Origin of the sequence: Thermoactinomyces sp. CICC 10521, assembly GCF_016055135.1 — a bacterium.
Classification (GTDB): Bacteria; Bacillota; Bacilli; order Thermoactinomycetales; family Thermoactinomycetaceae; genus Thermoactinomyces_A; species Thermoactinomyces_A daqus.
In genome coordinates this window covers 157,262-170,636 of record NZ_JAECVZ010000004.1, presented here as the reverse complement: position 1 = coordinate 170,636, position 13,375 = coordinate 157,262, and the positions used below count along the sequence as shown (strand labels likewise).

Sequence of the window (13,375 nt, the reverse complement as noted above, 5' to 3'; positions counted from 1 at the left end):
TAGGTCACATCAGGTTTACTTTATCTGTATATATCCTAGAAATATACAAAACCCCATTCCTTTTCCGAAGAAAAGGGGGGGGTTTGTCATCAATCTCAGCCGGTTGATTCTACCGGCTTTCACACTAACTCTTTCACCAGCCTGCCAGGGTCGGAAACATATTCTCCCAGGGTTTTTGTAAAGCGAATCGCATCCGCCCCATCCAGGACGCGATGATCAAAACTGAGCGAAACATTCATTTGCCAGCCAGCCGTGAGAACGCCTTCCCGAACGACCGGCTTTTGTTCAATGGGATGAATAGCCAGGATGGCCACTTCCGGGGGATTGATAATCGGTGTAGCCCAGCTGCCGCCAAGCGCACCGGCGTTGCTGATGGTAAATGTGCTCCCTTTCATATGCTTGGGCAAAAGTTTTCCTTCTCTCGCCCACTCTGTCAATTGTCCCAATTCCTCAGCGATTCTCTCCATACTCTTTCTTTCCACCTGATGGATTACGGGAACCAGCAAACCGCGCGGCGTATCGGTGGCAATCCCCAGAGAAACGGAAGAAAAACGCCTTACTTTCTGTTCATCTTCCAAAAAATGGACATTGAAATGAGGATGGTGTTTCAAAGTGACGGCAACCAGTTTGGCCAGAATCGCCATGTAGGTCAGACGGGGCCCTTCGGGGTCGTGAAGCCGGTTCTTGCGCCACTCCACCAATCCGTCAGCGGCCAGCTCATCAAAGTGGGTCGCGTGGGGTTTGCGCGTCACCGAAAACAACAACCGGTCAGCGATCTTGCGACGGGTGGGGGTGAGGGGTTCTTCCACCCACTCCCGGGCATGCGAAGGGGCATCGACAATCCCGGTTTGCCCGTCTTCGCCGGCGGATAACAACTGATTCGATCGGGCTGCCTTCCTCACATCATCATCAGTCACCCTGCCGTGAACGCCTGTCCCCTCCACTTGCAGCAAATCAACTCCCAAATCCCGTGCCAGACGGCGGGTGGACGGCGCGGCCAACACCCTTTTCCGCTTCTTTGCTCCTGTCGCCTCCCGCAGATTCTTTTCGTCCCCGCCGGAAGCTCCCGGTGTTGGAGGCGGATCCGGTTTCTCTTCCTCCTGACCTGCGAGCCTGTATAATACTTCTCCCACCGGAACCACATCCCCGATTTTCCAGCAAAGGCTGGCAATGCGTCCGGCCGCGGGGGCAGGCAGTTCGACCACAGCCTTATCAGTCTGCACTTCAATCACAGGCTGATTTTCTTCCACCTCTTCTCCTTCCGCCACCAACCAGCGCACCACTTCCGCTTCTGCCACGCCTTCACCGATATCCGGCAAGCGAAATGCCACTGACATCCCATTTCCCTCCTCGCTTTCTTAAAATGATGCAACCTGACCGATCGCTTGTGAAACGCGCTCCACTCCGGGAAGAAAATGGTCTTCCAAAGCAAACATCGGAACCGGAGCATCATATCCGGTCACGCGGGCGATCGGAGCCTCCAAATACAAAAAGGCGTGTTCTTGGATCAGGGCAATCAGTTCGGCGCCAAGGCCCGCCGTTTTCGGAGCCTCATGAACGATGACGGCTCTGCCGGTCTTTTTGATCGATTCGATGATCGTCTCTTCATCCAGCGGATAGAGCGTGCGCAAATCGATAACGTCACAGCTGACCCCTTTTTGCTCCCACTCCCGGGCCGCTTTTTCCGCAATCGGCACCATCGCCCCCCAAGCAAATACGCTGAGATCATCCCCTTCTCTCACCCGTCGCGCTTTTCCAAGCGGCACTTCGAACCAGCCCTCGGGGACCTCTTCTTTGACGGAGCGATAAATTCGCATCGGCTCCAGGAAAATGACCGGATCCGGATCTTTGATCGCTGCGAGCAACAGCCCTTTCGCGTCGGACGGGGTGGAAGGCACGACGACTTTCAGACCGGGAATATGCACAAACAAGCTTTCTGTCGAATCGCAATGCAGTTCGGGAGCGCGAATTCCGCCTCCGTAAGGGGCCCGGATGACCAGCGAGGCGGGAAACACTCCCTGTGTCCGGGTGCGCAGGCGGGCGGCATGCGTGACGATTTGTTCAAAAGCGGGATAGATAAAACCCATAAACTGAATTTCCGCCACCGGTCGAAACCCGTTGACCGCCAGGCCGATCGACGTTCCGACAATCCCCGCTTCCGCGAGAGGCGTATCAATCACGCGCTCATCGCCGAACTCTTCCCACAATCCGTCCGTCGCCCGAAATACCCCTCCGTTTTTGCCCACATCTTCCCCGAGAACGATTACACTGGGGTCGGTCTTCAAGGCGACGCGCATTCCGTCACAGATCGCCTGCACGATGGTCATCTTCGTCATCCTACTCCCCCCTTATCCTGTTCCAATTGCTTTTGTTGCCGCCTTTCATTGGGAGAAAGCTGCGCATACACATGTGCGAACAGATGGGTGGGCGGGGCGGGAGGACGGCTTTCCGCTTCCCGGATCGCCTCATCGATTCGCCGCTTGCACTCCTGTTCCCACTCTTTTTCCTCTGCTTCATTTAGAAGGCCTTCCGCTCGTAACAAGTGAATGTAGCGCTTGAGCGGGTCTTTCTTTTGCACCCACTCTGCCACTTCTGCATCGGGACGGTAGCGTTTCGCATCATCGGCTGTGGTATGGGAACCTTTGCGATAGGTTACCGCTTCAATCAAGGTCGGCCCTTGACCTGACCGGGCCCGTTTCACCGCTTCCGTCATCACATCATAAACGGCAAGCACATCATTGCCGTCAACGCGGACTCCCGGAAACCCATAGGCAGCGGCCCGTTCCGCCACCGTTTCCGACGCGGATTGGCGCGAAAAAGGAACACTGATGGCGTAGCCGTTATTCTGGCAGAAGAGAATCACCGGCACGCGAAAAACGCCTGCGAAGTTGCATGCTTCATGAAAATCGCCCTCCGAGGTGGCTCCATCTCCAAAATAGGCAACAGCAACCGACGATTCTCTGCGCAGTTTTGCCGCCCAAGCCGCCCCGACCGCATGCGGAATCTGAGTGGCGATGGGAACGGAAGGCGGAAGCAAGCGAACCCCTTCGGGCGGCTTGCATCCCTCCACCCGTCCCATCCAATAAAGCAGAATATTGGCGATCGGCATTCCGGCGATCATCGCTACCCCGTGTTCACGATAACTGGGGAAAATCCAGTCTTCCTCCTTCAGCGCCATCGCACTGCCGATCTGTGCCGCCTCCTGGCCTTCCAGCGGCGCATAGGTGCCGATCCTCCCCTGCCTCTGCAACAAAATCGCCCGGCGGTCAAACATGCGGACGAGCGTCATCTCGCGGTAAAATCGAAGTTTCGTCTCCCGGTTCAGCCGTGTCCATATCTCCATCCCCCGTCCCGACAGCGTGCCGTCCGGCAGGAGATATTGAACGAGATTTTCTTGACGCTGGTCAGTAAGCACAAACCCTACCTCCCTCTTTCCGACAAATGAAAACCGAGCAGAATCCGGCGAAGATCCGCCACTTTCTCGATGCGCTCCATCACCAGTTGATCGGCTGCCCTGCTCGTGGCAATATTCTCGGCATGCGAACGTTCATAAATGGCTAACAACATGTCATAAATCGCTTTCGTCTTGGCCAGAACCCGTTTCTCTTCGTAACCCTCCACTTCATCGGCTACCTGAATCAATCCGCCCGCATTGACAAGATAATCAGGGGCATAGAGAATTCCTTTTTCATGCAGGTAATCGCCATGACGCGTTTCTTCGAGCTGGTTGTTGGCAGAACCGACAATCGCCAGGCAGCGAAGCTGGTCGATCGTTTCATCGTTCACCACACCACCGCGGGCGCAGGGGGCGAAAATGTCACACTCCACGCGATGGATTGTATCCACTCCGGTCAATTCCACATTATCTCCGTACTTTTCTGCCAATTCCATGCAACGCTCCTCGTTGATATCCGCGATCACCACCCTTGCCCCCTCGGCAACGAGCAGTTCAACCAGGCGGTATCCCACTTTTCCCACTCCTTGGACCGCCACTTTGCGCCCGCGCAGCTCAGGTGATCCCCAAAGGTACTTCGCCGTCGCCTTCATTCCCTGCAAAACACCGAACGCCGTAGGAATCGAGGTATCCCCGCTGCCGCCGTGTTCTTTTGGCAGACCGACAATCGCCTTCGATTCTTTGGCGGCATGAACAAAGTCCTCCGCATAAGTCCCCATGTCCGTTCCCGTCAAAAAGCGCCCGTTCAATCCTTCGACAAAACGGCCCACCGCCCGGAACAATTCGGGGGTCTTATCAGTCCGGGGGTCCCCGATGATCACCATTTTCCCCCCGCCAAAATCGGCATCCGCCAAACCGCATTTATACGTCATCCCTTTGGACAAGCGCAACACATCCTCAAGCGCTTCATCCGTGGAGGAATACGGGATCATGCGACAACCGCCCAGCGCCGGGCCCAGTGTCGTGTTATGGATGGCAATGATCGCCTTTAATCCGGTCGGCCGGTGGCGGCAAAATACTACCTGCTCGTGTCCGTGCTGATCCATGAGATCAAAAATATCGCGCATCATCGCCTGATCTTCACGCTCTTGATTTTTTCCCTGATCGATTTTCATGCTTCCCATATCTCTCATCCCCATTTTTCCAGCTTGAAGCGATCAGACAAGCCTGAAAATCTCCAACCTGCTTCATCATATGACCCAAACGAAGGGGTGTGCGTTTATTCCCCTTTGAACGAAGGTTTCCTCTTTTCTGCAAAAGCTTGTACCCCTTCGAGAAAGTCCCGTGTCTGCCCCGCTCTCTCCTGCAGAACGGCTTCCGATTCCAGAGCCTCTTCCAGACTTCCTTCCATCCCCTTGTAAATCGCCTGTTTGGTCAATCCGATCGCCACCGTCGGCCCCTCCGCCAGCTTGCGCGCAAAGGCAAAAGCTTCGTCCATCAACTGATCTTCGGAAACCAAGCGGTTCGCCAGTCCGATCGCTACGGCTTCTTCCGCTTCGACATCCCGTCCCGTCATCGCAATTTCCAGCGCCCTTCCCAGCCCGACCAGCCGCGGCAAAAAGTAGCTCGAGCCGCTGTCCGGAACCAGTCCGATCCTGACGAACGCTTCGACAAACTTTGTTTTCGGCGTGATCAAACGAAAATCGCAGGCCAAAGCGAGGCTTGCTCCGGCTCCGGCCGCCACGCCGTTGACAGCCGCAATGATCGGCTTTTCCATCCCGACCATCGTTTTGATCAGAGGATTATAACGGCTGCGCACGCTGTCACCGAGTGAAATCAGCTCTCCTTTTTTTTGCATGGCGGAACGGTCGTTTAAGTCTTGTCCAGAACAAAACGCTTTCCCTGATCCGGTCAAAATGACAGCGCGGATTTCCCTGTCTTCTTTTACCTTTGTCAATTTTTCCAGAAGCTCACGGCTGAGCTGGTTATTGATCGCATTATACAGCTGTGGCCGGTTTAGCGTAAGAATTCCGACCCCCTCTTTTTTCTGCAAAAGAACCGTGCGTTCACTCAATTACGTCCCCTCCTATTTTCCTTTGAATTGCGCTTTTCTTTTTTCTATAAATGCATTCATGCCTTCACGCTGATCTTCGGTGGAAAACAGCATGCCAAACGCCAGCTGTTCAAAGTGAAGTCCCTGTTCCAGCGACATTTCCTGCGCCCTTAGAATCGCCTGTTTCGCCATTTTAACCGCCAGCGGCGGCTTTTCCGCAATCTTTTGCGCCAGGCTCAACGCTTCCGGTTCCAATTGTTCCGGAGGAACCACGCGGTTGATCAAGCCCCAGTCCAATGCCTCCTCCGCGGTAATCGGATCGCCGGTCAAGATCATCTCCATTGCCTTCCCCTTGCCGACCGAACGAGTCAACCGCTGCGTTCCACCCGCTCCCGGAATCACCCCAAGCAAAATCTCCGGCTGCCCAAAACGGGCGGTTTCCGCCGCAATAATGATGTCACAGCACATGGCCAATTCATTTCCGCCGCCTAAAGCATAGCCTGCCACCGCAGCGATGAGCGGCTTCTCCACCCGGCGGACCCGCTGCCAATCGGCGAAATAGGCGTTTCCGACAAATTGGAAAGGAGCAGCATCGGCCATTTCACTGATATCCGCTCCGGCGGCAAACGCCTTGCCCTGACCCGTAAGGATGATGCAGCCGATGTTCTCATCCCTGTCCATTTCTTCCAACACGTCTGCCAGTTCTTTCATCAACGATGTGTTTAATGCATTTAACACGCGGGGCCTGTTGAGGCGGACAATCCCGACCCTGCCTTCCCGTTCTACCAGAATCAGCGGCTCGTCCATCTGGCTTGTTCCTCCTTTTCTGTTAGAAAGCGGTTACATTTAATCTTTTATAAAAATAATCTCTTTTCTGATCATACGATTTTATTTTACCAAACAAGCGGTTGTTTGTCATTTCCTTCATGTACAGCAGCACAGCAGTAAAGACAGGAAATTCCCGGCATCCACATGCTTCGCTCAACAGAAAAAGCGCCCTTTTCCAGGCGCTTATTTGTGTGAAACGGTCTTTTGCGGCTGTTTCGCCAACACATATTTCGCTGTTTCTGAGATGCATTCTTCACAAATGATCTTGTCACGAAAGTAGAAGAGATTGTAAGAACTTCCGCACAAAATACAACTGGGGTTATATTTTTTCAGGACAATCGCATTGTTATCCACAAAAATTTCCACCCCATCGTGGGGATTGATGCTCATCAAATCTCTTAATTCCTTTGGTAAAACGATGCGTCCCAAATGGTCTACTTTGCGAACGATCCCGATTCCTTTCATCCCATGGCTCCTCTCATTACTGTTGAAAGCTGTTTCGGGAGGTGTCAGCTTGCAACAAACAAGCGAGCGTCACAAAAAGGTTGTCGGTATCGCTGTGACCGTTTATCTCTACTGGGAACCTGATGGACTCTGCGTCATTGACCCAGTTGAAGTTCCCGTGTCGGTTTGGGTGTTGCCTTCCACATTGGTCGTAGCAGAACCCGGGTTGTTTGATGTGGAAGTGTCAGTTCCCGGATTGGCTTTAGTCGGCTGATTGGTCTGATCGGGAGTATTCTGCTGACTTTCGTTATCGGTGGGTGTCTGATTTCCCGATCCATTCAATTTCTGATTGGAATCCGCCGGTTCTTCCGTGGGCTGGTCTTTTGGCGGGGTTTGCCCATCCGTTTCCGAACCGTCATCGATAATCGAATTCCAATCCGTAGCAGAAGGCTTTTTCAACAATTCGGATACCGGTTTGATATCATTGGCCAAAGCTTCGATCGGCGTATCATTGACCTCTTCCAGCGGAAGCTCTTTTCCTTCTTTCTTCGCGAGCACCCAGACAGCGTATTTCGCCGGCGACAAACCTTTCTTCGCCGCTTTTGTCTGCACTTTTTTGGGCATGGCCAAAGTGTGCACATGCAAACCGAGATGTCGGTCTTCGCTCTCCTCACTGATCACCTTTTTCAAGGAATTGATCGTGGAGACGCTCTCTTTCTCCTCTTTAATCCCTGACAGCACCACTTGGTCTTGATTGTGCAGATATCCGTTTCTTCGCGCTGCTTCCAAAAACTGAACAGCAAAATCGTCGACGCTTTCCCCATGGAAATCAGCCTGCTTCAGCAGCTTTTCCGCCGACTTGTTCAGCGGTTCAACCTTGACCACTTTTCTATCTTTATTTAAAGCGATGGCAACACTCGGATTTACATCAAGATACACATAGGTTTGGGCATAGGCTTTGTCGGGTGCCGCCGAGGACAGAATAAAAAAAGTTCCGAGCATCGCCGCAGCCGCAGCAGAAATGGCCGCAATCCATGCAGCGCGCTTCTGCTTTCTCACGGGTGATGTCTGAACGGAAATTTCTTCTCCAACCTGGGAAAGATCATTGGTTTTTGGAACTTTAACAAATTCACCATCGGTGGTTAAAATGATCCAGTGCTTCGCCTGAACCTCCATAATGATCCCTTTTCGCATCAGTCCAACCTCCCTTCTTCCCCTATAACCCAATGTAACTGCGGATCAGGGTAAGATCTTCGACCACAACAATGGTGAGGGCGATAAGGTAGTTTCGATGTCTGTTAAGCGTTCGTCTGTGCAAACCGAGTGTTTTTGCCAGATCTTTCTCTGTCTTTTTCTGGGATAAAAACTTTTGCATTAAGTTTTTGTCCGATACTAACATTTTGGCAACTTGCAACAAACTTTCCCGTGTATCCCGATGTTTCGGACTCTTTTTCGTCAATTCCTCCAACGTGATTCCGTATTTTTCCAAAGAACGGATAAAAATTTCAATCTCCAAACGGCGCAATCGGTCTGTCTCTTCTTTTTTGTGTCTTTCAAACGACAAAGCGACTAACTCTTGATTATGCGTCTCTTCTTCACGTGCACCCGGCGCAGAGAGGGGAACCGAGCGTTGATGCCTGCCTTCCTGCCTGAAATAGTCTACCAGCCGGCGCTGGATGACCTTGTAGGCAAATGATAAAAAGGTGGCACGATGTTCGGGATTATATCTCCCGATCGCTTCATCGATCGCCCGATAAGCAATCATGTATTCATCATCATGAGGTGTAACAACCCTTCTGCAGATCCGTGATGCAATTCTGCGCACGTGCGGTTCAAGTTCACGCAATAGTTCGTCTCTCTGTTCAGGAGAGTGCGTTTCTTGCACCTGTAACACGCGCATTTCCAAATCTGTTCCCCGAAACATGCAATACCGACACCTCTCCCTATGTATTTATTCGCATCGCCAACCTTGTTTTTGTCCCCACAGGCCATCAACATTTTACCATGTTCCCCGCACCCCGTCTTTTGAAGATAATTTATTTTAAAAAATAGTATAAATTAAAGCAAGGTGTCGACTTGCATGATTTGCAGAAACAAAACAGGAAGAGGATCACCCCGGGCGGATGCCTCCTCTTCCTTCTCCCCCGTCCGTCACACACCGGCCAACCGGCGAATTTTTTCAACTGCGTGTGCATTCTCCAGCGATGAAAGATCCCCTGCATTCTCCCCCAGATAGGCGGCACGAATGACCCGGCGCAAGATTTTGCCGTTACGCGTTTTCGGCAGTTCGTCCACGATATGCACCCGTTTCGGTTTTAATGCTTTTCCCATCCGCTCTCCGACGAATCGGACCAGCTCTTCTGTCAGCGACTGAACTTCCTCCCCGTCGCCGCGTACGACAACGAAACAGACGGCGCTTTCCCCTTTGTCGGCATCCGGAACCCCGATCGTTGCCGCTTCAATCACGGACGGATGATCGACCAGAACCGATTCCATCTCCGCCGGTCCCAAACGTTTTCCGGCGATTTTCAATGTATCATCGGAACGGCCGGTGATGAACCACTGCCCCCCCTCATCGACAATGACCCAGTCCCCGTGCAGCCACGTTTTGGGCCAGCGCGACCAATAGGTATCCTCATAGCGTCTGGCATCCTGCCAAAATCCGCTGGTCATGCCTACCCACGGCTGCCGCAACACCAATTCGCCCACCTCGCCCCGAACCGTTTTTCCCTGATCATCAAACACCTCGGCGTCCATTCCGGGCAGCGGTCCGGCAAAACCGCAGGGAACGATCGGCTTGAAGAAATGGTTGCCCAAAATTCCGCCAGAGATTTCGGTTCCGCCTGAGTAGTTGAAAATGGGAACCCGCTTTCCTCCCACTTGTTCAAACAGCCAGTGCCAAGGCTCCGGGTTCCAGGGTTCCCCCGTCGAACCGAACACGCGCAGACTGCTTAAATCCCGCTGGCTGAACCACGATGTGCCATGTTTCATGAGCGCACGAATCAGCGTGGGAGAAATGCCCAGATGGGTAACGCCGTGTTTTTCCGTCAATTCCCAGAGACGTCCCGGAGTCGGATAATCCGGCGTACCTTCAAATACGAGCATGGTGCTTCCCAACAGCAGAGTGCCAAAAACCATCCACGGCCCCATCATCCAACCCATATCGGTCACCCAGAACAGAATGTCCCCCAGTCCCACATCGAAGGCATAACCCGCATCAAAGGCCGCTTTGAGCGGAAATCCGCTGTGTACATGGACCGTTCCTTTCGGTTTGCCGGTTGTTCCGGAGGTATAGATAATCATAAACGGGTCATTCGCGTCCGTCACCGCAGGAGAAAGCGTTTTCATTTCTGCAGTCAATTGATCCCACTTCACATCCCGGTCCGGGTTCCACGGACAATCTCTTCCCAGCCGGCTGACCACAACCACTTTCTCCACACTCGGCGACAAATCTGCAGCCCGATCCGCCTCCTCTTTCATCGCAACCACTTTTCCCCGGCGCAAATAGCCATCAGCCGTGATCAGCCATTTCGCCTGACAGCCCTGAATCCGGGTCGCCACCGCTTCAGCTCCGTATCCGGAAAAACAGGGAGTAAAAATAGCGCCTATCCGGGCAACCGCCAGCATGGCTATCACATTTTCGGCAATCATCGGCATGTAGATAGCGACGCAGTCCCCCGCAGCCACCCCCAATTTCTTCAATCCGCATGCCAGCCGGTTCACTTCCAGCCACAGGTCGCGGTAGGTGTATTTTTTCGTCGTCCCGTCATCTCCCTCCCAGATGAGGGCCAGGCGATGCCGGGCAGCGGGTTCTTCGACAAACCGGTCCAGGCAGTTATCGGAAATGTTGATCTTTCCATCGACAAACCAGCGGGTCCAGGCGATGCCATCGGACATATCCAACACTTGCCGGTACGGCATCATCCATCGCAAGCCCAGATCATTCACAACTTCATCCCAAAACCAGGCGATATTCTTGATTGATTGTTCATAAAACCGGTCATAGTCCCGAAACCCCAGCCGTTTCATAAATCGATACAAGCGTGTCTGTTCCATTTGCTCTTGTTTTGGAAACCATACTGGCTTGTGCATCGAAAGATCACTCCATTTCTGAATAAAATCATCCCTCTATATTTTAAATCTATTATGATTATTGGGTCAAAACTTTGCATATTTCAGATATAAAATACACACTTTCACAGAAAAAAAGCTCCCATGCTCAACACATGGAAGCCCGCACATCTTTATTTCGTTTCCATTTTCAATCTCGCGGCCTCGCTCTTTTTGCGGAAAAAGAGGAAATACAGGATATAACAAAGAATAAATGCCGGAATGCCGTATTCGATCGCCGGCCGCTGCGTCGGATCAAACCACAGGCTGATCAAAGCGATCAGGTTAATGAGAAAGGCAAGAATCGGCACAACCGGATAAAGCGGCGTTTTAAAATGGAGTGCTTCCAATTTTCCGCCTTCGGCCAGGTAACGGCGCCGGAAGAAAAACTGCGATGCAGCAATGGACATCCATGCCAGAATCGCCGTCATTCCCGCGATGGAAAGAAGCACCATATAGACAGTATCCTCAGCAAATTTGTAAGACAGGAGGGAAAGGCAAGCAATTGCCATACTCAAAATCAAAGCGTTAAACGGAACACCCCGTTTGGTCAGCCTGCCGAACACCGGACTGGCCATACCGTTTTTGGACAAGGCGTACAGCATCCGCGTCGTTGCGTACAAGCCCGAGTTCGCCACGGATAACAGTGCCGTCAAGATGACAAAATTCATGATATCCGCAGCATATGGAATGCCGATTTTATCAAGTACAGTCACAAACGGGCTCTCCATGACCCCAGCCTGTTTCCACGGCAATAATCCGCATAAAACAAAAACAGCCAGTCCAAAAAACAAAATCGTTCTCCACACCGTTTGCCGGATGGCGCGCGGGATCGTTTTTTGCGGGTTTTCACTTTCCCCGGAGGCAATCCCAATCAATTCCGTCCCCTGAAAGGAAAAATTGACGGCCACCATCGTAACCAGCACATTGATAAACCCATTGGGGAACAACCCGTCCTGAGTAAAGTGGCTCAAGTAGGGAGCCGCTTCTCCACCCTTCAGGTGGATGAATCCAAACATGGCAGCCCCGCCCAAAATAATGAACAAAATGATGGTAATCACTTTGATGCTGGCAAACCAGAACTCGGTCTCCGCAAATCCCTTGGCCGAGAAAGCGTTTACAACAAATAACACGACTCCAAAGATTAAGCACCATACCCAAATCGAGACATGGGGAAACCAGTGCTTCATGGTCAACCCGATCGACGTGAGTTCCAGCGCCACTGTCACGGCCCAGCCCAGCCAATACATCCATCCGACGGCAAAACCGGTGGCCGGCCCGATGAATTTGGTGGTATAATCCTGGAACGATCCTGCAGAAGGCATCGCCACAGATAATTCACCCAGGCACAACATGATCAGGTACATGCAGATTCCGCCGATTATATAAGATAATACCGCACCTAACGGCCCCGCCTGTCCGATCGTGAAGCCTGTACTGAGGAAGAAGCCCGTTCCGATCACTCCACCGAGGGCAATCATGAACAAGTGGCGGCTCTTCATCGATTGTTTCAGCTGTCCTTGCTGCTCTTGACTCGTATTCAACAGACGACCTCCCCTTTTTTTATAGCCATTTCCCTCTAACTCGATTTTATAATTTTTTTAAAAAAACGCAAAGCAATATTTTTCCGCACTCGTTAGAAATGACAGATTTCTTGTATATTTTATTGAGTCCTGAACACAAATACCTTTAAACTATCAATACCAACAGTATAAATATACAAGAAAGTGATATAAATAATCAACAGGTAAATAAAGCAAAAATAAGGTATAGTATGGGTACAATCGTCTTACACCAAGGGAAAAGGAGCCAATCACATTGAAAAGGATCATCAAAAGAGAAGAATTGAACAGCAAGCATCTGGGTGAAACAAAAGAAATTTTGGTTTATCTTCCCGACGACGAAGAGAAAAACGGAGAATATCCTCTGCTCGTATTGCATGACGGGCCGGATTACTTTAATCTTGGCCGGATAGTAACCCAGGCCACCCGCATGATGGAGCAGAAAAAAATCATACCGTTCATGATGGCGGCCGTACCCGTGCAAAAGGAAAAACGCACGTCGGAATACTCACCCATCGGCCAGCGTCAGCCGCTTCACATGAACATGATCGTCGAAGAACTTCTCCCTTTGATTCGCACAAAGTATCCCGCCAGCCGGAAAAAAGAGGATCTCGTGATCGGCGGTTCCTCCCTCGGCGGAACAGTCTCCCTGCATATCGCCTTGACTTATCCCGAGGTATGTGACCAAGTGCTCTCCCAATCCGGCGCGTTCATGGAAGCGACGACTGAGCAAATCCTGCGTCAGCCTTCGCTCTCCCGCCTTAAACTGTATCAATCGGTCGGAACATCGGAAACGGCCGTTCCCACGCATCTGGGCACGTTCGATCTCGTTGCACGCAATCGCGAAATTTATCGCAGCCTGAAGGAAAAAAACGCGCAAGTTCACTACATTGAAGATGAGGGAGACCACACCTGGGGCTTCTGGCAACGGGACCTGCCCCGTGCCCTGCAAACTTTCTTTGGCACAGAGTGATCTACATAAAA

At 51.9% G+C, this 13,375-nt stretch carries 12 protein-coding genes; 1 reads left to right on the top strand and 11 read right to left on the bottom strand.

The window, feature by feature from the left end; genetic code table 11:
* Nucleotides 1-119: 119 nt before the first annotated feature.
* From I8U17_RS05120 to I8U17_RS05070, 11 genes are all read right to left on the bottom strand, one after another.
* A complete protein-coding gene (locus I8U17_RS05120; protein ID WP_198059116.1) occupies nucleotides 120-1,337 on the bottom strand; it encodes a dihydrolipoamide acetyltransferase family protein in 1,218 nt (405 codons plus the stop codon).
* A gap of 21 nt (nucleotides 1,338-1,358) precedes the next feature.
* Nucleotides 1,359-2,336, bottom strand: a complete 978-nt coding sequence (locus tag I8U17_RS05115) for an alpha-ketoacid dehydrogenase subunit beta (RefSeq protein WP_033100149.1) — start codon at nucleotides 2,334-2,336, stop codon at nucleotides 1,359-1,361.
* On the bottom strand, nucleotides 2,333-3,415 hold the full coding sequence (pdhA, locus tag I8U17_RS05110) for a pyruvate dehydrogenase (acetyl-transferring) E1 component subunit alpha (RefSeq protein WP_370589213.1): 1,083 nt from the start codon (nucleotides 3,413-3,415) through the stop codon (nucleotides 2,333-2,335). The genes I8U17_RS05115 and pdhA overlap by 4 nt, the downstream gene beginning before the upstream one ends.
* Nucleotides 3,416-3,420: 5 nt before the next feature.
* On the bottom strand, nucleotides 3,421-4,521 hold the full coding sequence (locus tag I8U17_RS05105; protein ID WP_033100190.1) for a Leu/Phe/Val dehydrogenase: 1,101 nt from the start codon (nucleotides 4,519-4,521) through the stop codon (nucleotides 3,421-3,423).
* A 152-nt stretch (nucleotides 4,522-4,673) separates the two neighbouring features.
* Entirely contained in the window at nucleotides 4,674-5,468 is a 795-nt protein-coding gene (locus I8U17_RS05100; protein WP_033100147.1) for an enoyl-CoA hydratase-related protein, read from the bottom strand.
* A gap of 12 nt (nucleotides 5,469-5,480) precedes the next feature.
* The gene (locus I8U17_RS05095; protein ID WP_033100146.1) at nucleotides 5,481-6,254 is read right to left on the bottom strand and encodes an enoyl-CoA hydratase-related protein; all 774 of its coding nucleotides are present in this window, start codon (nucleotides 6,252-6,254) and stop codon (nucleotides 5,481-5,483) included.
* A gap of 204 nt (nucleotides 6,255-6,458) precedes the next feature.
* On the bottom strand, nucleotides 6,459-6,740 hold the full coding sequence (locus I8U17_RS05090) for an AbrB/MazE/SpoVT family DNA-binding domain-containing protein (RefSeq protein WP_052154041.1): 282 nt from the start codon (nucleotides 6,738-6,740) through the stop codon (nucleotides 6,459-6,461).
* A gap of 108 nt (nucleotides 6,741-6,848) precedes the next feature.
* On the bottom strand, nucleotides 6,849-7,913 hold the full coding sequence (locus I8U17_RS05085) for an anti-sigma factor domain-containing protein (protein ID WP_198055894.1): 1,065 nt from the start codon (nucleotides 7,911-7,913) through the stop codon (nucleotides 6,849-6,851).
* Between the two features lie 22 nt (nucleotides 7,914-7,935).
* The gene (locus I8U17_RS05080) at nucleotides 7,936-8,643 is read right to left on the bottom strand and encodes a sigma-70 family RNA polymerase sigma factor (protein WP_198055893.1); all 708 of its coding nucleotides are present in this window, start codon (nucleotides 8,641-8,643) and stop codon (nucleotides 7,936-7,938) included.
* Between the two features lie 227 nt (nucleotides 8,644-8,870).
* Nucleotides 8,871-10,811: an AMP-binding protein gene (locus tag I8U17_RS05075; protein WP_198055892.1), complete on the bottom strand. Its 1,941-nt coding sequence runs from the start codon at nucleotides 10,809-10,811 to the stop codon at nucleotides 8,871-8,873.
* 152 nt (nucleotides 10,812-10,963) lie between these two features.
* Complete coding sequence (locus I8U17_RS05070) at nucleotides 10,964-12,373, bottom strand: amino acid permease (RefSeq protein WP_198055891.1); 1,410 nt, start codon at nucleotides 12,371-12,373, stop codon at nucleotides 10,964-10,966.
* Between the two features lie 274 nt (nucleotides 12,374-12,647).
* Here I8U17_RS05070 and I8U17_RS05065 point away from each other — a divergent pair, with 274 nt between their 5' ends.
* Nucleotides 12,648-13,364 (top strand): alpha/beta hydrolase, encoded by a 717-nt coding sequence (locus I8U17_RS05065; RefSeq protein ID WP_220184974.1) that lies wholly within the window; start codon nucleotides 12,648-12,650, stop codon nucleotides 13,362-13,364.
* The last annotated feature ends 11 nt before the right edge of the window (nucleotides 13,365-13,375 follow it).

Excerpts from the sequence above, each read along its gene's own strand:
- I8U17_RS05085 (WP_198055894.1), bottom strand. The coding sequence starts at position 7,913 with ATGCGAAAAGGGATCATTATGGAGGTTCAGGCGAAGCACTGGATCATT.
- I8U17_RS05090 (WP_052154041.1), bottom strand. The coding sequence starts at position 6,740 with ATGAAAGGAATCGGGATCGTTCGCAAAGTAGACCATTTGGGACGCATC.
- I8U17_RS05080 (WP_198055893.1), bottom strand. The coding sequence starts at position 8,643 with ATGTTTCGGGGAACAGATTTGGAAATGCGCGTGTTACAGGTGCAAGAA.
- I8U17_RS05120 (WP_198059116.1), bottom strand. The coding sequence starts at position 1,337 with ATGTCAGTGGCATTTCGCTTGCCGGATATCGGTGAAGGCGTGGCAGAA.
- I8U17_RS05095 (WP_033100146.1), bottom strand. The coding sequence starts at position 6,254 with ATGGACGAGCCGCTGATTCTGGTAGAACGGGAAGGCAGGGTCGGGATT.
- I8U17_RS05075 (WP_198055892.1), bottom strand. The coding sequence starts at position 10,811 with ATGCACAAGCCAGTATGGTTTCCAAAACAAGAGCAAATGGAACAGACA.
- I8U17_RS05105 (WP_033100190.1), bottom strand. The coding sequence starts at position 4,521 with ATGCGCGATATTTTTGATCTCATGGATCAGCACGGACACGAGCAGGTA.
- I8U17_RS05115 (WP_033100149.1), bottom strand. The coding sequence starts at position 2,336 with ATGACGAAGATGACCATCGTGCAGGCGATCTGTGACGGAATGCGCGTC.